Source organism: Sphingomonas sp. PvP018 (assembly GCF_017876865.1).
GTDB classification, from domain to species: Bacteria; Pseudomonadota; Alphaproteobacteria; order Sphingomonadales; family Sphingomonadaceae; genus Sphingomonas; species Sphingomonas aerolata.
Window position 1 is genome coordinate 3,397,795 of sequence record NZ_JAGIOU010000001.1, and the last position, 25,565, is coordinate 3,423,359.

The following is a 25,565-nucleotide window of genomic DNA, read 5'->3' on the forward strand; positions in this document are numbered from 1 at the left end:
TCAAGCGGGGAGTGTTGGATTCGCTCGGTTTAGCCCGTCATTCCCAGCCGACGTCATCACCCACCTCCGTCATCCTGACGAAAGTCAGGATCCAGGGTTCCGAGGGCGGCGCCTGTGGCTCTGGATCCTGACTTTCGTCAGGATGACGGGGGGGCGGCAAGAAGCCGCCGTCAGCTCAGCCGGTCGATCGCCTCGCTGGTCAGCGACCCCGGGATGATCATGACCGGCACGGGCAGCGCACCCGCATCGGTGCCGGAGAAATGCGCGATCAGCGCACCCGGCGCACCGCTCGCCGCGGCGCCGAGCACCAGCGCGGCGATATTGGGGTTGGCGGCGATCATCTCGCGGATGATCTTGGGGCCTTCGCCCTCGCGCACGGTGATCGACGGGCGCAGATCCGATTCCTCGATCAGCGTGCCGGCCGCGGCCGCGACGAGGCCCTCGGCATGCAGCCGCGCCTCTTCCTCGATCGTTGCCTGGACACCGCCGAACGCGATGAATTCCTGCGGCGGAATCAGCGTGAGGATCTCGACGCCGCCGCCGGTCTTCACCGCGCGCCGCGCCGCAAAGCGCAACGCGATACCCGCCTCGGGCGACTCGTCGATGACCACCAGATAGACACGCATCATATTCCCCTGTTTATCGGGCTTAGGTGCCGTGCAGATGCGGTTCGCGCAAGGGGAAGGCGGCTTCGCGGGGTTGACCCGGGCGGGCGAGGGCGCGAGTAGGCATGCCGTTACGTAACGCCCTGGGGACCTCCATGTCGATCGAGATCAAAATGCCTGCCCTGTCGCCGACCATGGAGGAGGGCACCCTCGCCAAATGGCTGGTGAAGGAAGGCGATACGGTGAAGTCCGGCGACATCATGGCCGAGATCGAGACCGACAAGGCGACGATGGAATTCGAAGCGGTCGACGAAGGCGTGATCGCCAAGATCCTGGTGGCCGAGGCGACCGACAATGTGAAGGTCGGCACCGTCATCGCGATCCTGGCCGAGGAAGGCGAGGATGCGTCCTCGGTTTCCGCGCCGACCAAGAGCGAGACGCCCGTCCCCGCGGCCAAGGAATCGGAGGCCAAGCCCGATCCCATGGATCCCAACGACACGGGCAGCGAGGCCAAGCCCGTCGCCCGGACCGAGACGTCGGCCGAGGATCATGGTCGTCCCGCCGATGCGGGCGCCGCGTCGGAGTCCAAGCCTGAATCCAAGCCCGAGTCGAAGCCCGCCAGCGGTGACCGTGTGAAGGCGAGCCCGCTCGCCCGCCGCCTCGCCGCCGACAAGGGGATCGACCTTGGTTCGGTGTCGGGTTCGGGGCCTAAGGGTCGCATCGTCAAGGCTGATGTCGACAGCGCGAAGCCCGGGGCCGCACCTGCCGCCGCGACCGAAGCCGCCGCACCGGCCGCCTCCGCTGCCGCGCCAGCACCCGCGGCCAAGCCTGCCGTAGTGCCGGATATCCCGCACGAGTCGACCAAGCTCAGCAACGTGCGCAAGACGATCGCGCGCCGCCTTACCGAGTCGAAGCAGACCGTTCCGCACATCTACCTGACCGTGGACGTGCGTCTCGACGCGCTGCTCAAACTGCGCGGCGAGCTGAACAAGAGCCTCGAAGCGCGCGGCGTGAAGCTCTCGGTCAACGATCTGCTGATCAAGGCGCAGGCCGTCGCGCTGATGCAGGTCCCGACCTGCAACGTGATGTTCACGCCCGACCAGCTGATCAGCTTCCAGCGCGCCGACATCTCGGTCGCGGTGAGCACGCCCTCGGGTCTGATCACGCCGATCATCGTTGGTGCGGACACCGCCTCGCTGTCGTCGATCTCGACTCAGATGAAGGACCTTGCTGCCCGCGCCCGCGACGGCAAGCTGAAGCCCGAGGAATATCAGGGCGGTACCGCCTCGATCAGCAACATGGGCATGTTCGGCATCACGCAGTTCGATGCAGTTATCAACCCGCCCCAGGCTATGATCCTCGCGATCGGTGCGGGCGAGAAGCGTCCCTATGTGATCGGCGACGAGCTCACCGTGGCGACCGTGATGTCGGCGACCGGCAGCTTCGACCACCGCGCGATCGACGGCGCGGACGGCGCGCAGTTCATGAAGGCGTTCAAGCAGCTCGTTGAAAACCCGCTGGGCATGCTGGCGTAAGACCGTGACCGCTGTGGCCCCTCTCCCGTTCGCCCTGAGCGAAGTCGAAGGGCATGAGTCCCATGTGCCTCGACTTCGCTCGGCACGAACGGGGTTGGACCGGCGCGCGTCATGACCAGGACGCTCATCGAGATCCTGCATATCCTCGTCGGGCTCGGCGTCGCGGTCGCGATCACCTGGGCGGCGGCCTGGTCCTATCCGCTCGGGCAGGACGTGATCTGGTGGTGCGGGGCGGCGGCGATGGTCGTGACCGTGATCATGGGGATCGGGCCGCTGCGGCAGGCCCGCATCCTCGACCGACAGACCAGCAGGAGCCACGCGTGACCGACCTGCCCCCCGACAAGGCGCCGACGATCCGCGTCACCGCGATGCCCGCTGATGCGAACCCTTACGGCGACATCTTCGGCGGATGGCTGATGGGGCAGATGGATCTGGCCGCCGGTTCGGTCGCCTCGCGCCGCAGCGGCGGGCGTGCGGTGACCATTGCGGCGGACGCCATGAAATTCCACATGCCCGTCGTCGTCGGCGACGAGGTGTCGGTCTATGCCGAGCTGATCGCGGTCGGCCGCACGTCGATGACGATCGAGGTCGAGGCATGGCGCCGCGCGCGGCACAGCAACGACAGCTGCAAGGTGACACAGGCGCGCTTCATCTTCGTCGCGGTCGGCGACGACCGCAAACCGCGGCCCGTGCCGCCCGCTTCCAACTGATTCACTTGAAGGACTCTCCACGTGGCTGACACCTATGATCTGGTCATCCTTGGTTCGGGCCCCGGCGGCTATGTCGCGGCAATCCGCGCGAGCCAGCTCGGCCTCAAGGTCGCGATCGTCGAGCGCGAGCGCCTGGGCGGCATCTGCCTCAACTGGGGCTGCATCCCGACCAAGGCGCTGCTGCGCACGTCGGAAATCTATCATTACATGCAGAATGCCGAGAGCTATGGTCTGAAGGCGGACAATGTCGGCTTCGACCTCGCCAAGGTCGTCGACCGCAGCCGCAAGGTTGCGGGCCAGCTGAACGCGGGCGTGAAGGGCCTGATGAAGAAGAACAAGGTGACCGTCGTCGAAGGCGTCGGCACCGTGACCGCAAAGGGCAAGCTGAGCGTCAAGCAGGGCGACAAGACCGTCGAGCTCGATGCGAAGAACATCATCGTCGCCACCGGCGCGCGCGCACGCGACCTGCCATTCGCCAAGGCCGACGGGAAGACGATCTGGACCTATCGTCACGCGATGGTGCCGACCGAGATGCCGACCAAGCTGCTGGTCATCGGATCGGGCGCGATCGGTGTCGAGTTCGCCAGCTTCTACAACGACATGGGCGCCGATGTGACGATCGTCGAGATGCTCCCGCGGATCCTGCCGGTCGAGGACGAGGAGGTCTCCGCGTTCATGGACAAGGCGCTGACCAAGCAGGGGATAAAGCTCCTGACCGGCACCGGCCTCGAAGGCCTGGCGCCATCGGGCAACGGCGTCACCGCGAAGATCAAGCACAAGGACGGCAAGGTCGTCGAGGAGACGTTCAGCCACGCGATCGTCGCGATCGGCATCGTCCCCAACACCGAGAATATCGGGCTGGAAGCGCTCGGCGTCGAGACCGACCGCGGGCACATCAAGACCGACGGCTATGGTCGCACCAATGTCGACGGCATCTGGGCGATCGGCGACGTCACCGGCGCGCCGTGGCTCGCGCACAAGGCCAGCCATGAGGGCATCATCGCGGTCGAGAAGATCGCGGGCGGGTCGCCGCACCAGATGAACAAGGCCAACATCCCCGGCTGCACCTATTCGCGCCCGCAGGTCGCGAGCGTCGGCATGACCGAGGCGAAGGCCAAGGAAGCCGGCTATGAGCTGAAGGTCGGCAAATTCCCGTTCATCGGCAACGGCAAGGCGATCGCGCTCGGCGAGGCCGAGGGTTTCGTGAAAACGGTGTTCGACGCGAAGACCGGCGAGCTGCTCGGCGCGCACATGGTCGGCGCGGAAGTCACCGAGCTGATCCAGGGCTATGTCGTCGCACGCCAGCTCGAGACGACCGAGGCCGAGCTGATGGAAACCGTGTTCGCGCACCCGACGCTCAGCGAGATGATGCACGAGAGCGTGCTGGGCGCCTACGGCCGCTCGATCCACTACTGAGCCCGACCGCGTGACGTCACCCCCGCTTCGGCGCGGCGGGTGGCGGCACCGTTTACGATGCGGCGCGCGATCAGACCGATCGTGCGCCGTTTTGCCGTCGCCACGAAGCGATGGGCGTCCCGACCAAAATGGACCAATGAATCGACTTGCCGTTTATCGATAGGCCCCATATCGTTTTGCAATATGCAGGCGGGGGCGGCGATGAGCAGGGATCGGGTTCTTTGGGGGGCGACGGGGCTGCTTCGGCTGATGCTCGTCCTCAATATCGTCTGCGCCGCGGTGTTCGCGCTGGCGTTGCTGCTGTCCTGGCCGATGCAGGACATGCTGAGCGCGCGGCTGGCGCATAAATACGGCGCGATGCTCGATCTGGACCAGGCGGTGCTGGCGATCCGCATGATGCTGTTCGTCGGCATCGCCGGGGGCGTCGCGCTGCATCCGATCTTCTCGAATCTGCTCCGCATCGTTGCGACCGTCGAGGCGGGGGATCCGTTCGTCGACGACAATGCCACGCGGCTCGCGCGGATTGGCTGGGCGCTGCTGGCGCTGCAATGCCTCGATCTCGCCTTTGGCGGCGTGGTCCGCTGGATCTCGCTGCTCAAGCTCGACGTGACCGGATGGACGCCGTCGCTGGGCGGGTGGATCGCGGTCGTGATGATCTTCGTGCTTGCGCGCGTCTTCCGGATCGGCGCGCGGATGCGCGACGACCTGGCGATGACGGTCTGATGCCGGTCGCGGTCAGCCTGGACGCCATGCTGCATGCGCGGCGGATGACGCTGACCGAGTTGTCGGAGGCGGTCGGCATCACGCTCGCCAATCTGTCGATCCTGAAGACGGGGAAGGCCAAGGCGATCCGCTTCACGACGCTGGAGGCGATCTGCCGCGTGCTCGACTGCCAGCCGGGCGACCTGCTGCGGGTCGTCGACGAGGATGAACGGGGCGAAGACGGAATTTAAACGGGGGGATGGTCCGATGGACGCACTGGTTCTGGACGGGGTGACGAAACGGTTCGGCGAGCGGACCGCGGTTGACGCGCTGAGTTTTGCGGTACGGCCGGGGGAGATCTTCGGCTTTCTCGGCGGGAATGGCGCGGGCAAGACGACGTCGCTGCGGATGGTGCTCGATATCGTGCGGCCGACGGCGGGACGGATCTCGGTACTCGGCTGTCCGCCCGGGCGCGAGAATGCCGCCGATCTGGGCTTCATGCCCGAGGAGCGCGGGCTGTACCGCGGGATGACCGCGATCGACACCGTCACCTATTTCGGGCGGCTGAAGGGCATGTCGGCGGCCGCGGCGCGCGCGAAGGGCCATGCGCTGCTCGACCGGTTCGGCCTTGCGGCATCCGCCAAGATGCAGATCGACAAGCTGTCCAAGGGTATGGCGCAGAAGGTCCAGCTCGCTGCGACGCTGGTCAACGGCCCGAAACTGCTGCTGCTCGACGAACCCTTTTCCGGCCTCGACCCGGTGAACCAGGGGCTGCTGGAACATGAGATCCTGGAGGCCGCGAGGGGCGGGGCGACCGTGGTGTTCTCGACGCATGTGATGCAGCATGCCGAGCGGCTGTGCGACCGGCTGTTGCTGCTGTCGCAAGGGCGCAAGGTGTTCGAGGGTACGCAGGCAGAGGCCCGCGGGCGGTTGCCGGCCCGCCTGACGATCGTCGCGCGCGATACGCCGATGCGGTGTCCCGGCGTCGAGCGCGCGGAGCCCGGCGCGGCCGACGCACAGGGCTGGCGCGACTATGACGTGACGCTGGCCGAGGGGATCGATCCTGCCGACGTGCTGCAATGCCTGACCGAGCAAGGCGTGACGCTGCGGCGGTTCGACCAGCACCGCGTCAGCCTGCACGACGTCTTTCTCCATCTTGTCGGCAGCCCTCCAGCCGGGCCTGCCGACCCGGCTATGGCGGAGCATGCAGCATGACCCACAATATCCTTCTCGTCGCGATGCGCGAGTTCCGACAGATCACGGGCATGCGCAGCTTCTGGCTGACGCTGCTGATCCTGCCGCTGGCACTGGCGGTCGGGCCGATCGCGAGCCGCCTGACGCAGTCCGAAAAGACCCAGCGCGTCATGCTGATCGATGCCGATGGCCGTGCCGCGGCGGCGATCCGCGCGCGGCTCGATACCGATCACCAGCGGCGGGTCCTGACCGCGCTGTCGCGTTACGCGCAGCGATACGGGCTCGATCGCGCCGATCCGGGCGCGCTGTGGGCGCAGCATGACCGGCTGTTCGGTGATGCCGACGTCGCGACGTTCGCCAAGGCGGGCGGCCTGCCTGCCGCGCTGGCGGCGATGCGGCCGGCGACGACCTCGGAAACGCCGAAGTTCGACGCGCCCGACGCCGATTTCGTGGTCCTGCCGACGCCGCCCGCCATCGCGCGCGCGGCGCCCGGCGCGCTCGATGCGCAGCTCAAGCCGCTGCTCCAGCCGCGCGAGTTCGGCGACAAGACGGCCAGCCCGCTCGACTATGCAGTCTATATCCCGCGCGGCTTCGGCGTGCAGACCGCCGACGTGCGACTGTGGTCGAGCGAGCAGCCCGGCGCGAATTTCGTCCAGCCCTTGCAGACCGTGCTCACGCAGGACCTGCGCACCGGCTATCTCGAGTCGACCGGGCTTGCGCGCGATCAGGCGCGTACCGCGACCAGTCTGGTCCCGGCGATCGCGGTCTCGACCCCGGCGCCTGGGGGCGGGCGCGAACGGATGCTCGTGCGATCGGTGGTGCCGTTGCTCAGCGCCTATATCCTGCTGATGTCACTGCTGTTGTCAGGCAACTGGATCCTCCAGGGGCTGGTCGAGGAGCGGTCGAACAAGCTGATCGAGACGGTGCTCGCCTGCATCAGCCCCGACGAGCTGCTCTATGGCAAGCTCGCGGGGACGGTCGCGGTCGGGCTGACGATGGTCCTGGTCTGGGGGCTTTGCGCGACCGGTGCCGCGGTGGCGACGCAAGGGGCGGTGGGCGCGTTCCTGCACGTCGCACTCGCGCCGCTCGCCTCGCCCTGGATCATCCTGGTGATGCTGTACTTCTTCCTCGCAGGCTATCTGATGGTGTCGATGATCCTGCTGGCGATCGGCGCGATGAGCGATTCGATGCGTGATGCGCAGAGCTATCTGACGCCCGTGCTGCTGGTCATCGCGATGCCGTTCACGGTCGTCGCGCAAGGCGTCCTGTCGAACAGCGGCGCGACCGCGATCAAGATACTGACCTGGATCCCGATCTACACGCCGTTCACGATGCTGGCGCGGCTCGGCAGCGGGGTTTCGACCATGGAGATCGTCGGCAGCGGCGCGCTGCTGGCGGTGTTCATCGGCATCGAGTTCGTCTTGCTCGCGCGCGTATTTCGCGCCAGCCTGCTCAATGCGGGGCAGAAGCCCAACCTCGCCGCACTGGCCCGGTTGATGCAGCGTACGCCCGCCTGACGCATGCGTACCGTTCATATCATTTCGGGGATCCAACCCCGGTTTTCTGGAGGAGCTATGATGCCGTTCAATCGTATTTCGCGTCTGTCGCTGGGGGTGGCGCTGCTTGCCCTGTCCGCACCTGGTCTGGCCCAGACCGGCACACCGGCCGGCGCACGCTATGGCAGCTTCGGGATCGACCTGACCGCTGCCGACAAGGCCGTGAAGCCTGGTGACGATTTCTGGACGCACGCCAATGGCGCCTGGGACAAGCGCACCACCATTGCACCGGATCGCACGTCTGCGGGCGGCAGCGTGATCCTGGCGGATCAGGCCGAGCAGCAGGTCCGCGCGATTCTCGACGATGCCGCGCGCGATCCCGCCGCGGTCGGCGCCGGGGCGAAGCAGTTCGGTGATCTCTATGCGAGTTTCATGGACGAGGCCGCGATCGAGCGCGCCGGCGCCGCACCGCTCAAGCCCTATTTCGCCAAGATCGACGCCGCGACCGACAAGCAGAAGCTCCAGACCTTGTTCTCGACGGTCGGCTATGCGTCGCCGGTCGAGGTCGGGCAGCTGCCCGATCCCGCCGATCCGAAGCGCTACGCGGTGGCCGCAGGGCAGGGGTCGCTCGGCATGGGCGGCCGCGACTATTATCTCGAGCAGGGCGCCAAATACGACACCTTCCGCACGGCGTATCGCGCCTATGTCGAGAAGATGCTTACGCTGTCGGGGGTGACGGATGCGTCGGCCAGGGCGGACCGGATCGTCGCGCTCGAAACCGCGATGGCCAAGGTCCAGTGGTCGCCGGTCCAGTCGCGCGACCTGCAGGCGATGCTGAAGCCGATGGATGCGGCGGGCCGCAAGGCGCTGGCCCCCGATTTCGACTGGCCGCTGCTGCTGTCGACCGCGGGCTATGCCCAATTCCCGGTCGTCTACATGACCAACTCAACCGCGCTGACCGAGCTCGGCAAGATCTTTGCCGCGACGCCCGTGTCGACGTGGCAGGACTGGATGAAGTTCCGCCTCGCCTCGGCAAGCGCCGGTGCGCTGCCCAAGGCGTTCGATCAGGCGACGTTCGATTTCTACGGCAAGACGCTGGCCGATCAGCCGGAGCAACGCGCGCGGTGGAAGCGCGGCATCGCGCTGGTCAACGGCACCATGGGTGAGGCCGTCGGCGAAGTCTATGTGAAGCGGCATTACCCGCCCGAGAGCGAAGCGAAGATGGGCGAGCTGATCGCCAACCTGCGCGCGGCGTACAAGGAGCGCATCACCGCGAACAGCTGGATGGATGGCGCGACCAAGACCCAGGCGCTGGCCAAGCTCGCCGCGTTCGATCCGCGGATCGGCCATCCGGTCAAATATATCGACTATTCATCGCTCAACGTCGTCCGCGGCGATCCGGTCGGCAATGCGATGCGTGCGGGCGAATTCCAGCATCAGCTCGACCTCTCGCGGCTCGGCAAGCCCGTCGATCGCACGCTCTGGGGCATGACGCCGCAGACGGTGAACGCCTATTACGACCCGCTCAATAACCAGATCACCTTCCCCGCGGCGATCCTGCAGCCACCCTATTTCGATCCCAAGGCGGATGCGGCGGTCAATTACGGCGCGATCGGCGCGATCATCGGGCATGAGATGGGGCATGGTTTCGACGACCAGGGCAGCCAGTTCAGCGCGACGGGCAAGTTCGAGAATTGGTGGACGCCGGCGGCTCGCACCGCCTTCACGCAGCGCACCGCTGCGCTGTCGAAGCAGTTTGATGCCTATGAGCCGATCCCGGGTGTCCGCGTGAAGGGTGCGTTGACGCTGGGCGAGAATATTGGCGATCTGGGCGGCGTCGAGACTGCCTACGCCGCGTATCAGAAGTACCAGGCGGAGCATGGCAAGGCGCCCGTGATCGACGGGCTGACCGGCGACCAGCGCTTCTTCCTCGCTTATGCGCAAGCGTGGCAGGCGAAGCTGCGTGAGGGCGCAGCGCGCGCGCGGCTGCTCACCGATCCGCACTCGCCGCCCTTCTACCGCGTCAACGGGATCGTCCGTAACGTCGATGCCTGGTATATGGCGTTCGGGGTCAAGCCCGGTGACGCGCTGTATCTAGCGCCCGGCGACCGCGTCCATATCTGGTGACATCTCGCGGGGCGTGTGGCCAGCCACACGCCCCGATTGTCTTGTGCGCACCACGCGCGACCCGGCCGTGATATCGCTATCCGAGATAGCGGCCGACTGCGACCCGAAGGCCGTTGCGCCCGACGAGGCCAGTGGATACGGGACCGGGCATGCCTGACGGGCCGGCGGGCGCTCAGCAACAAAGGTAAGCACTCGTGTCGCAACAGTCGGCTCGCAGCTACCGGTTTGCTTAAATTTAACAAAATCAATTTATGATTTGATTGCTTTCGTTTAAGTCTCACATCCTCGCTTTGTCTCTATTGTCTTCTAAATCAGATCAGCCTAACGGCGGTAGCGGTAGCATTCGTTTACAGATGCGCCGTTGCTGATGTGGTGCGTCTGATGCGCTGCGGCATGGGGAGGGGTTATGAAGGCGGTCGTTCTGAATTCGGGGCCACGTGGGCGTGTAGCGATCGCGATGCGGGTCGGTGTGTCGCTTGCGGCGCTGCTGGCAGCAGGCGCGGGCAGCGCTGCATGGGCGCAGGCGGAAACGCAGACCGTGTCGCCCGACACGACCCAGGCCGCGACGCCGGGACAGGAGGTCGGTCAACCCGCGGCCGATGCGGCCGGGGACGGTGATATCGTCATCACCGGCCGTCGCGCCGCGCTCGAGGCTGCCGACGAGCGCAAGCGTCGCAGCGAGACGATCGTCGACTCGGTCGTCGCCGATGATGCCGGCAAGCTGCCCGACAACTCGATCACCGAAGTCCTGCAGCGCGTCTCGGGCGTCTCGATCGTCCGTTTTGCCGCACTCGGCGATCCCGACCATTATTCGGTGCAGGGGTCGGGCGTTCAGGTCCGTGGCCTGACGGGCGTCGCGTCACGCCTGAACGGCCGCGAGATCTTCAGCGCGAACAACGGCCGCGCAATCCTGTGGAGCGACGTCACGCCCGAACTGATGGCGGCGGTCGACGTCTACAAGGCATCGACGGCCGACCTGATCGAGGGCGGCACCGGCGGCCAGATCGACCTGCGCACAAAGATGCCGTTCGACTTCAACGGCAAGTTCCACATTGCTGGCACCGGCGAACTCGCGCTCGGCGACATGGCGAACAAGGCGGATCCGTCGGGGTCGGTGCTGATCACCGATTCGTTCGATACGCCGATCGGCCGGATCGGCCTGCTCGGCGACGTCGCGTTCAGCCAGTTCAGCTCGCTGTCGCAGTTCATCCGCGTCAGCCCGTATTTCAAGACCAAGCTCAGCGATGGCAACGAGCGGTACGTCCCCAGCGGCTTCGCCTATGGCGACGAGGCGTTTCAGTACAAGCGCTACGGCATCTATGGCGCGGCGCAGTGGCAGCCGGCCGAATCGCTGACCTTCACCGGCAGCTTCTTCCAGTCGCGCTACAAGAGCCAGTCGAGCGATTACGGCACGCAGCTGGATTCGCAGACTCTGGCGGTCGATCCGGCGAGCAGCTCGTTCGACAGCAACGGCCTGCTCACCAAGACGAGCGCGCTGTTCAACCGCGACACGGCGACGTTTGCCCCGACGGGTGGGGCGGTCAACAGCAGCGGCAACAAGGGGTTCGTCGAGAGCAACACGCGGACGCGCGATTATTCGCTGTCGTTCGTCTGGGCGCCGACAGACAGCCATGTGTCGCTGAAGGGATCGCTGCAGCGCGTCGATTCGCGGCAGATCTATGATCGCCTCGACATCTTCCGCGACGTCGGTTTCGGCCAGAGCTTCGGCATGGACCTGACGGGCGACCTGCCGCAGATCACCGTCAGTCCTGCGACGCAGGCGTCGTTCGCCGATCCGGCCAATTATTTCTGGACGGCGTCGATGCCGCACAACGAACGGAACAAGGGGCGGCTCGATTCAGGGCAGCTCGATGCCGAATATACGTTCGACAACAGCTTCTTCCGGTCGGTCAAGGTCGGCGGCCGCTATGCCAAGCGGACCGAGCGCGATCTGTCGAACGGCTATAACTGGACCGCGCTGGGTCGCGGCTGGAACGGTGATCCGCAGCTGACCTATGCCAATGCAGCGTCGGGCGACGTCGCCAGCCACGCATTCAAGGACTTCTTCCGCGGCAACACGACGCTGCCGGGCAACCTGATGTTCGCGTCGGAGGATCTGGCGTCGCGCTTCAACGAAAATCGCACCGGGCTGGTGACTGCACCGCCCGCCGGCTTCTGCGGCCCTGCGACCGTTGACGACGACAACAACCCCGCGACACCGAACGTGGCCAGCCCTCTCTATAGCAATTGCTCGTCCAAGGGGCAGCTCCCGGTCACCGGCTATGGCGGCCAGTTTAACCCCGACGGCACGCTGGCGATCCGCCCTGTCGGGTTCGTCCTGCCGGGCGATCAGGTCAACAATCGTACCGAGAATATCGCGGGCTATGCACTGCTCCGCTTCGGGCCCGAGGAAGGCGCACGCGGCATTTCCGGTAACGTCGGCGTGCGTGTCGTGCATATCGAGAATGAAGGCAGCGGGTTCATCCAGCAGAATGGCGGGACCGTCTTCATCCGCGACGGCGCGCAGGTGACGCTGGCGAACACGTTCCTCGCCCGCGGCGGCAAGGCGGACTTCACGCGCGTGCTGCCGTCGATCAATCTCGAATATTCGCCGACCGACCGGATCAAGGTTCGCGGCGGCTACAACATCACGATGGATCTGCCGAGCTTCAACGCACTGCGCGCATCGGGTTCGATCGGCGTCGCGACGACCCCCAGCCAGACACCCGGCGGGATCGGGACGTTCAACAACTTCACCGCGGACACGGGCAATCCGTTGCTGAAGCCGACGCTGTCGAACAATGTCGACCTCTCGCTCGAATATTACGGGCGGGCGGGCACGTCCTTCCATCTGGCCCCGTTCTACAAACGGCTGACCAACCTGCCGATCTATGCGCTGACCAGCCGGCAGGTCACGATCCAGTTCACCGACGGGACGACCGAGAATGTGGCGGCATCGGCGACCGACTATGTCAATTCGACCAAGGCGGCGACCGTCAAGGGCGTCGAGGCCGGTGGCCGCTTCTTCCTCGACATGCTGCCCGGTGCGCTTGCCGGGATCGGGTTCGAGGGCAACTACACCTTCATCAAGAGCAGCAATCCAGGCGATGTCTATCGCGACATCACCGGCGCCGCTCGCAACGACGCGCCGCTGGTCGGGTTGTCGAAGCACAATCTGAACGCGACGCTGCTGTACGAGCGCAGCCCGATCTCGTTGCGCGTCGCCTATTCCTGGCGCTCGCGCTATCTGCTGTCGACGAACAGCAACGGCACGAACGGCACCTATACCTATTACAGCGCGCCGGGTGTCGTGACCAATCAGGATGGCGGCCTCGATGCGTCGACGCAGATCGCCTTGCCGATCTATGGCGGCAATTATGGCTCGGTCGATGCGGGTGTGCGGTTCAAGGTGAACGACCAGTTCTCGTTCGGCGTGCAGGGGACCAACCTGACCGCCGCGACTCAGCGGACGCTGATGGGCGGCTATCCTGGCGGCAAGCTGGTCGGGCGCAGCTGGTTCCAGGCCGATCGCCGTATCAGCACTGGCATAAACCTCGCCTTCTGACGATGATGCGTCCCCTGTCGACGCGCTGTCGGCAGGGGACGGAGCGGAGCGCGTGATGCGGAAGAGGATCCTGATCGTTGGCGGCGGTACCGCCGGCTGGCTGACCGCGGGTTATCTGGCGAAACGGCTCGGCGCCGATCTGGCGGGCGGGGTCTCGATCACACTGGTCGAATCGCAGGACATCGGCATCCTCGGCGTGGGGGAAGGGACCTTCCCGACGATCCGGCGGACGTTGGCGACGATCGGCATCGACGAGGCCGAGCTGATCCGGCGATGCGGCGCGACGTTCAAGCAGGGGGCGAAGTTCGTCCATTGGCGCCACGCGCCCGGGCAGGGCCGCCCCGATCATTACTCACACCCGTTCCAGGTCGCCGATGCGAGCGACGGCCTCGACCTGCTGCCCTATTGGCTGCTGGGGCATGGCGGCGCGGAGAATTGGGACGAGGTCTCCAATCCGCAGAAAAAGGCCGCGGATGCGATGCGCGCGCCCAAGCTGGCGACCAACCCCGATTATGTCGGCCCGCTCAACTATGCGTTTCACTTCGATGCGGTGGCGCTCGCCGGGCTGTTGCGCGAGCATGCGGTCAGGAACGGTGTCCGGCATCTGACCGACACCGTCTCCGAGGTGCTGCTCGCGGAAGATGGTGCGATCGGCGGGGTGCGCACCGAGCGGAACGGGATACTCGACGCCGATCTCTATATCGATTGCACGGGCTTTCGCGCAGAGCTGATCGGCAAGGCGATGAAGGTGCCGTTCCGGTCGTGCCGCGACGTGCTGTTCTGCAACCGCGCGATCGCCGCGCAGCTGCCCTATGCAAAGCCCGGCGATCCGATCGCGTCCTATACGATTTCGACCGCGCAGGAGTCGGGCTGGATCTGGGACATCGGGCTCGATCGCAGGCGTGGCATCGGGCACGTCTACTCATCCGACCATAGCGACGACGAGACCGCCGAACGCGTGCTCCGCGGCTATCTGGGCGCGGGCGGCGACAAGGCCGAGGTGCGCCATTTCAAGTTCGATGCGGGGTACCGCGAGGTCAACTGGGTCAAGAACTGCGTCGCGGTGGGGTTGTCGAGCGGGTTTTTCGAGCCGCTCGAGGCAACGGGGATCGCCTTTGCAGAGGTTTCGGCGGGGATGATCGCGAACCTGTTCCCCTGGGGCGGCGACTACGAGACGTCGGCGCGCCAGTTCAACGCCAACATGCTGCGCCGCTACGAGCGCGCGCTCGATTTCATCAAGCTGCACTACTGCATTTCGGAACGGCGCGACACGGCGTTCTGGCGCGACAACGTGGCCGACGCCTCGATCCCCGACAGCCTGCTCGAGCTGCTCGACCGGTGGCGGTTCCGGCCACCCAACGAGCTCGACATCGACGGGCAGGTCGACATCTTCACCGACGCCAGCTGGCAATATGTCCTGTACGGCATGGGCTGGAAAACCGACCTGAGCGCAAAGGCCGGCGCGCTGCGCTATGCCGAGGATGCGCGGCGTGCGTTTGCCGAGGTCCGGCGTCAGGCCGACTATGCGGTCCGCAACCTGCCGTCGAACCGCGATCTGGTCGCCTATGCGCAGCACCATCATTTCGGTGCGCGAGCGGCGGCGTGACGGATCCCGGCCCGGCCCGCATCACCCGGATCGTCATCGTCGGCGGGGGAACGGCGGGATGGATGACCGCCGCCGCGATGGCGCGGCTGGTCGAGAGCGGCGTCGCGGTGACGCTGGTTGAATCCGAGGAGATCGGCACGGTCGGCGTCGGCGAGGCGACGATCCCCTCGCTGCTCGACTATAACCGGATGCTCGGCATCGACGAGGACGAGTTCGTCCGCGCGACGGGGGCGACGTTCAAGCTGGGGATCGAGTTTCGCGACTGGGGGCGGCTGGGCGACGCGTATTTCCATCCGTTCGGCACGCATGGCCGCGACGTCGAGGGGGTGGCTTTCCATCAGCTTTGGCTGCGTCAGGCCGGCCTCGCGCAACCCGGCATGCCGGGGCCTATCGGCGACTATTGCCTGTCCACGGTCGCGGCGCGCAATGAGCGTTTCACGCGACCATCGGCCAATCCGCAATCGGTCCTGTCGACGCTGTCCTATGCCTTCCACTTCGATGCCGCGCTCTATGCCAGATATCTGCGCGACCGTGCCGAGGCGGCGGGGGTGGTGCGGATCGAGGGGCGCGTGGTGGCGGTCGATCGGCGGGCCGGGACCGGCTTCATCGAAGCGGTCCGGCTCGCGGACGGGCGTGCGATCAACGGGGACCTGTTCATCGATTGCAGCGGGTTTCGATCGCTGCTGCTCGGCGACGCGATGGACGTCGGGTTTACGAGCTGGCAGCACTGGTTGCCATGCGATCGTGCCTGGGCGGTGCCGAGTGCGCCCCGCGATGCGCCGGCGCCGCATACGCGCGCGACCGCCGAAGCCGCCGGCTGGCGCTGGCGGATCCCGCTCCAGCACCGCGTCGGCAACGGCCATGTCTATGCCAGCGACCATGTCGACGACGAGACCGCGCTGCGCGTGCTGCTGGGCGGACTGGACGGCCCGCCGCTCGCCGATCCGCGCCAGTTGCGGTTCGTCGCGGGGCGGCGCGACCGGCTGTGGGAGCGCAATTGCGTCGCGATCGGGCTCGCCGGCGGCTTTCTCGAGCCGCTGGAATCGACGAGCATCCATCTGATCCAGTCGGGCATCGCGCGGCTGATGAGCCTGTTTCCCGATACCGGATTCAGCGCGGTCGAGATCGCCGAATATAACCGGCAGATGCTCAGGGAGTATGATCAGGTCCGCGACTTCATCATCCTTCACTACCATGCGACGACGCGGACGGATTCGGCGTTCTGGCGGCATTGCCAGAGCATGACGCTGCCGCCGTCGCTGCAGGCCAAGCTCGATCTCTGGGCGGGCCGGGCGCGGATCTTTCGCGAACAGGGCGAATTGTTCACCCCCGACAGCTGGATTGCGGTCCTGCTCGGGCAGGGCATCTGGCCGGCGTCGGTCGATCCGCTGACCGCGGGACTGCCGGTGGCGGAGAGCGCCCTGTTCCTCGACCATGTGCGGGAAATGGTCGCCAAGACCGCCGAGGCGATGCCGCGCCACGCCGACTTCATCGCCCGACATTGTGCGGCACCGCTGCGGACCGCGGCATGACGAGATCCGCACGCATCGGCGCCCTCTAAAAAGCTTATTTGTCGGACAAAGCTTGCCCTTCCGCCTGATCGCGCTACCATCATGGCAATTCGTATAAGAACGGGAGCGGGTATGCGGTGGGCGTCGAGCGCGGGAATGACTGCGTCAATAGTCGTAGCGTTGAGCACTCTGCCGGCTGCAGCGGCACCCGTTGCCCGTGGGGGCGAACGCCGCGTCGTCATCGATGCCGCCAAGGCGGCAGGTCCGGTCGATCGATCCTTCGACCTGTCGATCGGCTCGGATTTCCCGGGCACGCTGATCCGCAGCGACAGCCAGGCGCAGCTCAAGACCGCGGTCGACGAGCTCGGCTTCCGCTACATCCGCTTCCACGACATCTTCCACGATGTCCTCGGCACGGTGCGCAAGACGGATGCGGGGATCGTCTATGACTGGACGAAGATCGACCAGCTCTATGATGCGCTGCTGGCGAAGAAGATCCGGCCTTTCGTCGAGCTCGGCTTCACGCCCAATGCGATGCGGACGTCGGAGCAGACGATCTTCTACTGGAAGGGCAATACCTCGCATCCCGATCCGGCTTTGTGGCGCGGGCTGATCGATGCCTATGTCCGCCATGTTCGGCAGCGTTATGGCGCCGACGAGGTTCGCCGCTGGTATTTCGAGGTCTGGAACGAGCCCAATCTCGACGGGTTCTGGGAAAAGGCCGATCAGAAAGCCTATTTCGATCTCTATGCGGACACCGCGCGGACGATCAAGGCGATCGATCCGGCGTTGCGGGTCGGCGGGCCATCGACCGCGGGCGCGGCCTGGGTGCCCGAGCTGCTCGCCTTTACAAAGCGGAACGCCGTGCCGATCGATTTCGTGACGACACACACCTATGGCGTCGAGGGCGGATTCCTCGACGAGGAGGGCAAGCAGGACACCAAGCTGTCGGCGTCGCCCGACGCGGTGGTCGGCGACGTGCGCCGCGTTCGCGAGCAGATCGAGGCGTCGGCCTATCCGGGGCTGCCGCTCTACTTCACCGAATGGAGCACGAGCTACACGCCGCGCGACTTCGTCCACGACAGCTATATCAGCGCGCCGTACATCCTGACCAAGCTGAAGCAGTCGCGGGCCTATGCGCAGGGTATGAGCTACTGGACCTATACCGACCTGTTCGAGGAGCCGGGGCCGCCCCCGACGCCCTTTCATGGCGGGTTCGGGTTGATGAACCGCGAAGGTATCCGCAAGCCGGCCTGGTTCGCGTATAAATATCTGAACGCGTTGAAGGGCCGCGCGATACCCGTGGCGGATGACACGGTGCTCGCCGCCGCCGATGGTCAGCGGATCGCGGCCGTGGTCTGGGACTGGCAACAGCCGGTCCAGACGCTGAGCAACAAGCCCTTCTACACCCGGCAGGTGCCCGCGGTCGCGGCCCGGCCGATCGCGCTGACCTTCGATCACGTGCCCGCGGGGACGTACCGGCTGACCATCCGCCGGACCGGTTATCGCCGGAACGACCCGCTCTCGCTCTATATCGACATGGGCATGCCCGCGTCGCTCGATGCCGCGCAGCGCAAGGGGCTCGAGCAGGCCACGCAGGACCTGCCCGAACAGGCGCGGACCGTCCGGGTCGGTCGCAGCGGATCGACGCGCGTCACGGTACCGATGCGCAGCAACGACATCGCGCTCGTCACGCTGGAACCCGCAGGCACCGCGGGCATCGAACAATAATCGGGCAAAAGGGGAGAAGACATGGCGGGATTTAGCAAGCGCGACGTGCTGGCCGCACCGCTGCTCGGCGCCTTGGGGGTCGGCGCGGCGCGGCTGGGGGCTGCGGCGGCTCCGGCAGGCGCAGCACGCGGCGGCCCGGCAATCCCCGCGGGACGCTTCGATGCGTCGGTGGCCTCGCTCAAGACCTATCAGACGCCCGACTGGTTTCGTGACGCGAAGTTCGGGATCTGGGCGCATTGGGGCCCGCAGGCCGTACCCCGCCAAGGCGACTGGTACGCCCGCTTCATGTATGTCCCCGGCCACCCGCATTACGAGCATCATCTCAAGACCTACGGCCATCCGTCGGAGCACGGCTATAAGGACCTGCTGCCGTTATGGACCGCGGACCGGTTCGATCCGGACGCGCTGATGGACAAATATGCCGCCGCGGGCGCCAAATACTTCGTCTCGATGGCGGTGCATCACGACAATTTCGACCTCTGGCGTTCCAAGCATCAGCGCTGGAATGCGGTGGCGATGGGGCCGAAGCGCGACGTGGTGGGGGAATGGAAGGCCGCGGCCACCCGGCGCGGGTTGCGCTTCGGCGTGTCCGAACATCTCGCTGCGAGCTATACCTGGTGGTATCCGAACCAGATGTACGATCAGTTCTGGCCGAAGCTCGGGCTGGACTATGACGGTGCCGATCCCGCCAACGCGGATCTCTATCACGGCAATCGTAACGAGCCCTACCGCAACACGCCGGCCTCCTGGTACACCACGAACGCCGCCTATCAGCGGCACTGGTTCGACCGGATCGTCGATCTGGTCGACAACTATCAGCCCGACCTGCTCTACTCGGATGGCGGGCTGCCGTTCGGGGCCGTAGGCCGCGCCCTTGTCGCGCATCTCTACAATGGCAGCATCGCGCGGCGCGGCCGGCTCGACGCGGTCTATACCTGCAAGAATTCGGGGTCGGGGGAATTCCATCGCGAGGCGTCGGTCGAGGATGTCGAGCGCGGGGTGCTCAAGGGCATCAACGCGCTGCCGTGGCAGACCGATACGTCGAATGGCGACTGGTTCTTCAATGACCGCCACCCCTACAAGACGACCAGCCAGATCGTCACGATGCTCGCCGATATTGTGAGCAAGAACGGCAACATGTTGCTCAACGTCGTGATGTACCCCGATGGCAGCCTGCCGCCGGAGTCGGAGACGTTGCTCGCCGAACTGGCGCCGTGGATGGCGGTCAACGCGCCGGCGATCCACGGCACGCGGCCCTGGAAGATCTTCGGAGAGGGGCCGACCGAAACCGCCGCGGGCATGTTCTCGGAAAAAGCGGATTACACGCCGCGCGATATCCGGTTCACGACCAAGAAGGACCAACTGTTCGCGATCACGCTCGGGGAGCCTGCGGGGACCGTGGCGATCGCCGCGCTGGCGCTTGGCAACCCGAACGAGCCGCGCGCGGTGCGGGCGGTCCGCCTGCTCGGCCATCGCGGGCCGATCCGCTTTCGTCAGACCGGGCAGGCGCTGGTGATCGACGTGCCCGCGACACTCCCGACCCGCCACGCCAGCGCGTTCCGGATCGACTTTGCCTGAGCGTCAGGTCCCCGCGTCACCAATCCACCCATTCGCCAGCTTGGCCCAGTACCGGCGCCCCCAGACGGGGGCCACCGCTTCGATAAGGACGACCATCTCCATGTTACGCCGCCGCGCGCAATCCATTGCCCTGATGTTGACCCTTGCAACGGCGGCGCCGGCGCTGCTCGCGGCCCCAGCGGGTGCGCAGAGCGCCGCCGGCCATCCCGGCTGGCCCGGCAAGGGGCAGCTGTTCGTCGGCACCTGTTATCAGCCCGTCGACCGCAGCCCGGCGCAGATCACCAGCGATATCGCGGTGATGAAGGCGGCCGGGTTCAACATGGTCCGGATGGGGGATCTGGCCTGGGACTATTTCGAACCCGAAGAGGGGCGGTTCACCTTCGAGCGCTTCGACGATGTGCTGCGTCAGATGCAGGCGGCGGGCATCCGGGTCATCGTCGACATTCCGGGCCAGCCGGCACCGATCTGGCTGCACAAGCGCTATCCCGGCGTCGATATCGTCACGCAGGACGGGGTGCGGGTCAACGCCGCCTCGCGCTACTGGGACAATATCAGCGACCCCGATTATCGCCGCCTCGCCGGTCGTCTCGCCGAACGGATGATGCAGCGTTATGCCAAGCATCCCGCGGTGATCGCGTTGGGCTATGACAATGAGATCGGCAATGGCCAGATGTCCTATTCGGCGGCGGACCGGGATCGGTTCGTCGTCTGGCTGAAGCAGAAATACGGGACGGTCGATGCGCTCAACACCGCATGGGCGACGCAGCGCTGGTCCCGCCGGATCGGTGACTGGGATCATGTCGACCTGCCCTATGGCCGGGGTCCGGGGCCCAATGAGCGCTATCTCGACCTGCGCCGCTTCTGGTCGGACGACACGATCGGCGCGCTGAAGGACCTCGAATCCATCCGCAAGCGCTTTGCCCCGAACCTGCCGGTCGCGTCGAACTTCTGGCCGACCGCAGGGACCAAGGGGTTTGATTATCTTCGCTCCTGGGAAGATGTCTCGACCTATGGCGCGCAGGGATTCTATCCCGGCGACCCGCTCGGTGCGGGGTTCGAGGTCATGATGAACCGGGCCGGGCACCAGACGCCGGTCTGGTTCAACGAGTTCACCGCGGGTGGCGGGGGCTATTATGGCACGCCCGGGCGGTCGCGGATGTGGGCGTATTTCGGGCTGCTGCATTATGCACAGACGGTTCTCGCCTGGACCTTCAATTCTCATCTCGGCGGAGAGGAGCAGGCGTTGTTCGGGCTGGTCGACCATGACGACCGGCCGTCGTGGAAGGTGGGCGAATTCGCGCAGATCGCGCGCGAGTTCCGTCAGCTCCAGAAAATGGGTTTCCCCCGCTACGACCCGCCACAGGTCGCGGTGCATTATTCGTTCGACACGATGTGGTTGACCAGCCCGCCGCCGGGGCCGAACACCACACCCGAATATTTCAAGACCGACTACACGACGGCGGTGAAGGCGGCCTTTGCGCCGCTCTACCGGGACAATATCGACGCGGCGGTGATCGATATCGGCCACGACCCGATCGACAGCTACAAGCTCGTCATCGTGTCGAGCGCGTATCTGGTCGATGCGAAGATCGCGGCGGCGCTACGGGGTTACGTCGAGCGCGGCGGCACGGTCGTCATGACGGGCTATTCGGCGAAGGTGGATGCGACGGGGAAATGGTTCGGCACGCCCCTGCCGGGCGGCATGACCGACGTGTTCGGGCTGCGGACCAACGCCTTCTACCGGTCCGAACAGCCGCTGCGCGTCCGCTTCGAGGGCCGCGAACTTAGTGGCACCGACCCCTATTACGAGGTGCTCGAGCCGAGCACGGCAAAGGTCCTGGCGCGGTTCGAGAACACGCCCGACAAGAGCCCGGCGATCACCGTCAACACATTCGGCAAGGGGCAGGCGATCTATCTCGCGACCGCGGCGCAACCGGGGTTGATCGACCCGCTGATCCGGTCGCTCTACGCCAGGCTGAAGATCCGGACGGGACCGGCAACCCCCGACGGTGTGGTTGCGCGCACGGTCGAGGGGCGGACGCTCTACGTTAATACCACGCCCGGTGCGCTGAGCGTGGCGATGCCCGGCGCGAAGTCGGGTACGGCCCGCGACGTCCTCACGGGGCGGAAGCTGCCCGGCGCGCTCGACCTCGCGGGCTATGGCGTCGCCCTGGTCGAGTAAGGGGCGTCGCGCTGGGGGCTCGAGGCTGATGCTTCGAGCCCCCAGCGCGACAACACTCGTCAGGCAGGCTGGCCATTGCCGCCGGTCGACCCGAAGATCTGCCCGGTAGAATAGCTCAGCGACGGATCAGCCGCTGCGACATAGAGCGCGGCGATTTCGGCCGGCTGGCCCGCACGCGCCATCGGCGAATCGCCGCCGAAGCTGCGCAGCTTTTCAGGCGTGGCGCCGCCGCTGACCTGCAACGGCGTCCAAAACGGGCCCGGCGCGACCGCATTGACGCGGATACCGCGGCTGGCGACCTGCTTTGCCATGCTCTTGGTGAAGTTTAGCACCGCCGCGCGGGTGAGTGCATAATCGACGATGTCGGGCGACGGGTTGCCGGCCTGTTCCGACGAGGTGTTCACGATCACCGCGCCCGCACCCATCCGCTCGAGCGCAGCCTTGGTCAGCCAGAATGGCGCGTAAACATTGGTCTTCATCGTGTCGTCGAAATCCTGACTCGAAATATCGGCGATGCCCGGGCGGGTCTGCTGGCGCGCGGCATTGTTGACGAGGATGTCGAGCCCGCCAAGCTGTTCGGCGGCCTGTTGCACCAGCTTGCGGCAGAAGCGTTCGTCACGCAGGTCGCCGGGAATCGCGACCGCCTTGCGTCCCTCGGCCCGGATCAGCGCAACGACCTCGCGCGCGTCAGGTTCTTCGGCCGGCAGGTAGTTGATCGCGACGTCCGCGCCCTCGCGTGCATAGGCGATCGCCGCGGCACGCCCGATCCCGCTATCGCCGCCGGTGATTAGCGCTCGCTTGCCGGTCAGCTTGCCCGACCCCTTGTAGCTCGTCTCGCCATGATCGGGCCGTGGCGTCATCTTCGACGCAAGACCCGGCCAGGGCTGACGCTGGACGGGGTAGGGCGGCTTGGGATAGGCGGCAGCGGCCGGCGTCGGTGCGGCGGCGGGCTTGCCCCCACCCTGAGCCGCAGCGGCGACGGTGGTCGCGGCGAGCGCGCTCGCGGTGACGGCGGCGCCCGACACGAAGGTGCGGCGTGTTGGATCGGTCATGGTTCAGCTCCCGGGATGCGTGACATCCAAAGCGCCAAGTGACTGTGTCTGTTCCGGATCCTATCGCGATTGTTTCAGGGGGCGCACCGCGGTGCTTTGCGCATTTCTTAAGTCGGTATCGCCGAGTGAAACAGGCCGACGACCAGCAGGACGAGCACCAGCGAGACAACACTCGACAGTGCGACGAGGACGGCTGCGGCCTTGCGGTTCGTGTCGAGCAGGGTCGCGAACAGCGTCACGTTGCTCGCGATCGGGAACAGCGCGATCAGCCCGACGATGACGCGGTCGCGGGGCGCGAGGATGCCGATGAACGCGGCCTCGAGCGCAAGTGCGGTGGCGATCAGCACGAGTCCGCTGGCCTGCCTGACGCCGAGGATCCGCGTCATCAGGCGGGGCCGCCAGTCGTCGCGACCGGTCTCGGCGAGATTGAGGCCGATGACCGCCATGCCGAGAACCGACACCAGCGTACCGGCGACCGACAGGATGGGCGACGCCGCCTCGGGCATCGTGACACCCGCCGACTTTGCAATGATCGCGCCGACGATCACATAGACGACGGGCACGCGCAGCGCCTTGGTCGCGGCCTTGCGCGTACCCTCCTTGGTCCGCGCGATCAGGAAATAGCCGATCGTGTCGCCGTACAGCGCGCTGCCGATATAGGCGCAGATCACCGTCGAGACGCCGACCTCTCCGAAGAGCGCCTGGCTGACGGGTACGCCGAAGAACGCGACGTTGAAGAACGAGAAGGACGCCGACAGCAATTTGGGATCGAAATCGTCGCCGAGCCGCTTGGCCAACCGGTAGGCAGGGATGCTCATCAGCGCCGCGACCGCGAACATCAGCGGGGGGATCACCAGCAACTGCTGCGTTTCCGCGCCGAGCACTTTGTCGATAACCAGCAACGGGATGAGGCCGAATACGAGGATGGTCGAGAACAGCTTCGCCGCCCAGGGCACACGCGCCCCGACGCCCCAAGCGAGCAGGATTACGCCATAAAGCGGCAGCAGTGCCGCCGAGATGTTGCCGAGCGCGCTCATTGCTGGCGCAGGATATCGTCGATCGCGCGGCCTGCGCACTCGACGTTGAACCAGACCGCGTTGGTGTCGCGCAACTCGCCGTTGAGCAACTGGCCGAGCGCGTAAATGCGTGGTGCGTCACGCGAGGCCGAGATGGTCCGGCAGGTCGCGCGGTGTGCGATGGCACCACCGACGGGGTGTGGTTGCAGCCAGTCCTTGGCGAGCAGATCCTTGACCAAAGTTTCCTTCATCTCGGCGAGCGTGGTCGCCTGGCCGGTGGCGTTGACGACGACCGGCGTCTCGAGCGTGTCGCCTGTCGTGAACCGGACGACGAAGCCGGTGCCGGTCGGGCTGGCGACGGTTTCATCGACCCGCCCGCGGACGCTGAGCTGCCCGCGCGTCATCGCATCGGCGAGGCGCCGCGCGTTCACCATCGGCGTGACGAAGCGCGCCGCGGCGAAATGCGGCGCCAGCCATTGCCCAAACCGTTTCTGGTCGGCGGGTCGCAACAGGTTCCAGATCGCGGTGGAATCATGGCGGGCGGCGGTCAATATGCGCTGGAAAGGTTCGTCGCCGGCGTCCGCCGCGGCGATGTCGTGCAGCAGGGCGGCTCGGGCGTCACCGTCGGCGCGATCCTCGGCCTGCCAGTCGATCGCGCGTCCTGCGGCGGTCTCGGCCTCCATGCGGAAGAGGCGGAACAGGTCCACGACCGAGAAGGCGGCGCCGCGTTCGCGGATATGCCGGTGGACGTTTTCAAGCGTGAGATGCTGGCGGTCATACCCCGTCTCGGGTGCGGGAATTTCGACCCGCGGCAGCAGGCCTTCCTTCGAAATCAGATGGATATGTCCGCGGTGCCCTTCGTCGAGCAGCGTCATCACCGCGTCGATCGCGCTAAGACCGCTGCCGAGGATGACGACGGACTGATCGCTGTCGATCCCCCTGGTCATGCGATCGGCGGGGTAGGGCGAGTCGAAATAGCCGGGCTTGCCGTTCAGGGTGCCGAACCGGTCGGGATCGGGCGTGCCGATCGTCAGAAGAACGACGTCTGTCACGATCGTCGATCCGTCCAAGAACGTGATGGTCGCCGCATCATGGTCGCCCTCAATGCTGACCGCTTCCTGATGGTGGATCCGGACGTCGATCCCCGCGCGCCGGGCCTGGTCGAGCGCCCGGTCGAGGACCTCCTGCATGTAGAGGCGATATTCCCGGCGCTCGGGATATTCGACGCCATCGGGATCGAGCGGAGTCCCGGCTGCCGCGCGCCGTGCCTCGAGCCAGGTCCGGAAATGACCCGGCTCGCGGTCATAGAGCCCCATGAGACGCGATTCGGTGTTCAGGCGATGCCCCGGCTGTTCCGTGCCGAACGCCAGACCGCGCGCAAGCTCGTCGTCCCGCTCGACCAGATGGAGGATCCATCCGTCGCCCGGGTCATAGCATAATCGCGTGACGGCTTCGGCGAAGGCGGCAACGCCACAGGCCCCCATGCCGATAATAGTCAATGTTTTCGGCATGATATCCCATTCGCTGACGAACGGCGAC

19 protein-coding genes are annotated in these 25,565 nt (G+C 66.1%); 15 read left to right on the forward strand and 4 right to left on the reverse strand.

All coding sequences use genetic code 11. The features are described from left to right. Positions 1-170 precede the first annotated feature (170 nt). A complete protein-coding gene (locus J3A66_RS15200; RefSeq protein ID WP_031394497.1) occupies positions 171-626 on the reverse strand; it encodes a universal stress protein in 456 nt (151 codons plus the stop codon). 134 nt (positions 627-760) lie between these two features. Between J3A66_RS15200 and J3A66_RS15205 the strand changes: the two genes are divergently transcribed. The 15 genes from J3A66_RS15205 to J3A66_RS15275 all read left to right on the forward strand — a co-directional run bounded on the left by J3A66_RS15205 (position 761) and on the right by J3A66_RS15275 (position 21,958). After that, positions 761-2,140 (forward strand): pyruvate dehydrogenase complex dihydrolipoamide acetyltransferase, encoded by a 1,380-nt coding sequence (locus J3A66_RS15205; RefSeq protein WP_209569791.1) that lies wholly within the window; start codon positions 761-763, stop codon positions 2,138-2,140. A gap of 111 nt (positions 2,141-2,251) precedes the next feature. Then, on the forward strand, positions 2,252-2,464 hold the full coding sequence (locus J3A66_RS15210) for a hypothetical protein (RefSeq protein ID WP_031393452.1): 213 nt from the start codon (positions 2,252-2,254) through the stop codon (positions 2,462-2,464). A 44-nt stretch (positions 2,465-2,508) separates the two neighbouring features. Next, entirely contained in the window at positions 2,509-2,850 is a 342-nt protein-coding gene (locus tag J3A66_RS15215) for an acyl-CoA thioesterase (RefSeq protein WP_042466532.1), read from the forward strand. Between the two features lie 21 nt (positions 2,851-2,871). Further along, positions 2,872-4,266 carry a dihydrolipoyl dehydrogenase gene (gene lpdA, locus J3A66_RS15220; protein WP_209569792.1) on the forward strand — a complete coding sequence of 465 codons (1,395 nt, stop codon included), beginning with the start codon at positions 2,872-2,874 and terminating at the stop codon, positions 4,264-4,266. A gap of 201 nt (positions 4,267-4,467) precedes the next feature. After that, positions 4,468-4,989 carry a DUF2975 domain-containing protein gene (locus J3A66_RS15225; protein ID WP_209569794.1) on the forward strand — a complete coding sequence of 174 codons (522 nt, stop codon included), beginning with the start codon at positions 4,468-4,470 and terminating at the stop codon, positions 4,987-4,989. Continuing rightward, positions 4,989-5,219 (forward strand): helix-turn-helix transcriptional regulator, encoded by a 231-nt coding sequence (locus J3A66_RS15230; RefSeq protein WP_031393448.1) that lies wholly within the window; start codon positions 4,989-4,991, stop codon positions 5,217-5,219. Before J3A66_RS15225 ends, J3A66_RS15230 begins: the two co-directional genes overlap by 1 nt. Before the next feature lie 16 nt (positions 5,220-5,235). Further along, complete coding sequence (locus J3A66_RS15235; protein WP_209569795.1) at positions 5,236-6,183, forward strand: ATP-binding cassette domain-containing protein; 948 nt, start codon at positions 5,236-5,238, stop codon at positions 6,181-6,183. Next, entirely contained in the window at positions 6,180-7,679 is a 1,500-nt protein-coding gene (locus tag J3A66_RS15240; protein WP_209569797.1) for an ABC transporter permease, read from the forward strand. The genes J3A66_RS15235 and J3A66_RS15240 overlap by 4 nt, the downstream gene beginning before the upstream one ends. Positions 7,680-7,739: 60 nt before the next feature. Continuing rightward, positions 7,740-9,785, forward strand: coding sequence for a M13 family metallopeptidase (locus tag J3A66_RS15245; protein WP_201302578.1), 2,046 nt, complete (start codon positions 7,740-7,742; stop codon positions 9,783-9,785). A 406-nt stretch (positions 9,786-10,191) separates the two neighbouring features. After that, positions 10,192-13,350, forward strand: coding sequence for a TonB-dependent receptor (locus J3A66_RS15250; protein ID WP_209569800.1), 3,159 nt, complete (start codon positions 10,192-10,194; stop codon positions 13,348-13,350). Between the two features lie 55 nt (positions 13,351-13,405). After that, complete coding sequence (locus J3A66_RS15255) at positions 13,406-14,956, forward strand: tryptophan halogenase family protein (RefSeq protein WP_209569802.1); 1,551 nt, start codon at positions 13,406-13,408, stop codon at positions 14,954-14,956. Next, entirely contained in the window at positions 14,953-16,488 is a 1,536-nt protein-coding gene (locus J3A66_RS15260) for a tryptophan halogenase family protein (RefSeq protein ID WP_348634063.1), read from the forward strand. The genes J3A66_RS15255 and J3A66_RS15260 overlap by 4 nt, the downstream gene beginning before the upstream one ends. 159 nt (positions 16,489-16,647) lie before the next feature. Further along, the gene (locus tag J3A66_RS15265) at positions 16,648-18,198 is read left to right on the forward strand and encodes a beta-xylosidase (protein ID WP_348634064.1); all 1,551 of its coding nucleotides are present in this window, start codon (positions 16,648-16,650) and stop codon (positions 18,196-18,198) included. Positions 18,199-18,219: 21 nt separating this feature from the next. Then, on the forward strand, positions 18,220-19,776 hold the full coding sequence (locus J3A66_RS15270) for an alpha-L-fucosidase (RefSeq protein ID WP_209569807.1): 1,557 nt from the start codon (positions 18,220-18,222) through the stop codon (positions 19,774-19,776). 133 nt (positions 19,777-19,909) lie between these two features. Next, on the forward strand, positions 19,910-21,958 hold the full coding sequence (locus tag J3A66_RS15275; protein WP_245336835.1) for a beta-galactosidase: 2,049 nt from the start codon (positions 19,910-19,912) through the stop codon (positions 21,956-21,958). Positions 21,959-22,017: 59 nt separating this feature from the next. On the opposite strand, the gene J3A66_RS15280 is transcribed toward J3A66_RS15275, so the two are convergent. The 3 genes from J3A66_RS15280 to J3A66_RS15290 all read right to left on the reverse strand — a co-directional run bounded on the left by J3A66_RS15280 (position 22,018) and on the right by J3A66_RS15290 (position 25,537). Further along, on the reverse strand, positions 22,018-23,010 hold the full coding sequence (locus J3A66_RS15280; protein ID WP_245336836.1) for an SDR family oxidoreductase: 993 nt from the start codon (positions 23,008-23,010) through the stop codon (positions 22,018-22,020). A 107-nt stretch (positions 23,011-23,117) separates the two neighbouring features. Continuing rightward, positions 23,118-24,047 (reverse strand): hypothetical protein, encoded by a 930-nt coding sequence (locus J3A66_RS15285; protein WP_209569811.1) that lies wholly within the window; start codon positions 24,045-24,047, stop codon positions 23,118-23,120. Next, the gene (locus J3A66_RS15290) at positions 24,044-25,537 is read right to left on the reverse strand and encodes an FAD/NAD(P)-binding protein (protein ID WP_209569813.1); all 1,494 of its coding nucleotides are present in this window, start codon (positions 25,535-25,537) and stop codon (positions 24,044-24,046) included. The genes J3A66_RS15285 and J3A66_RS15290 overlap by 4 nt, the downstream gene beginning before the upstream one ends. Between the last annotated feature and the right edge of the window lie 28 nt (positions 25,538-25,565).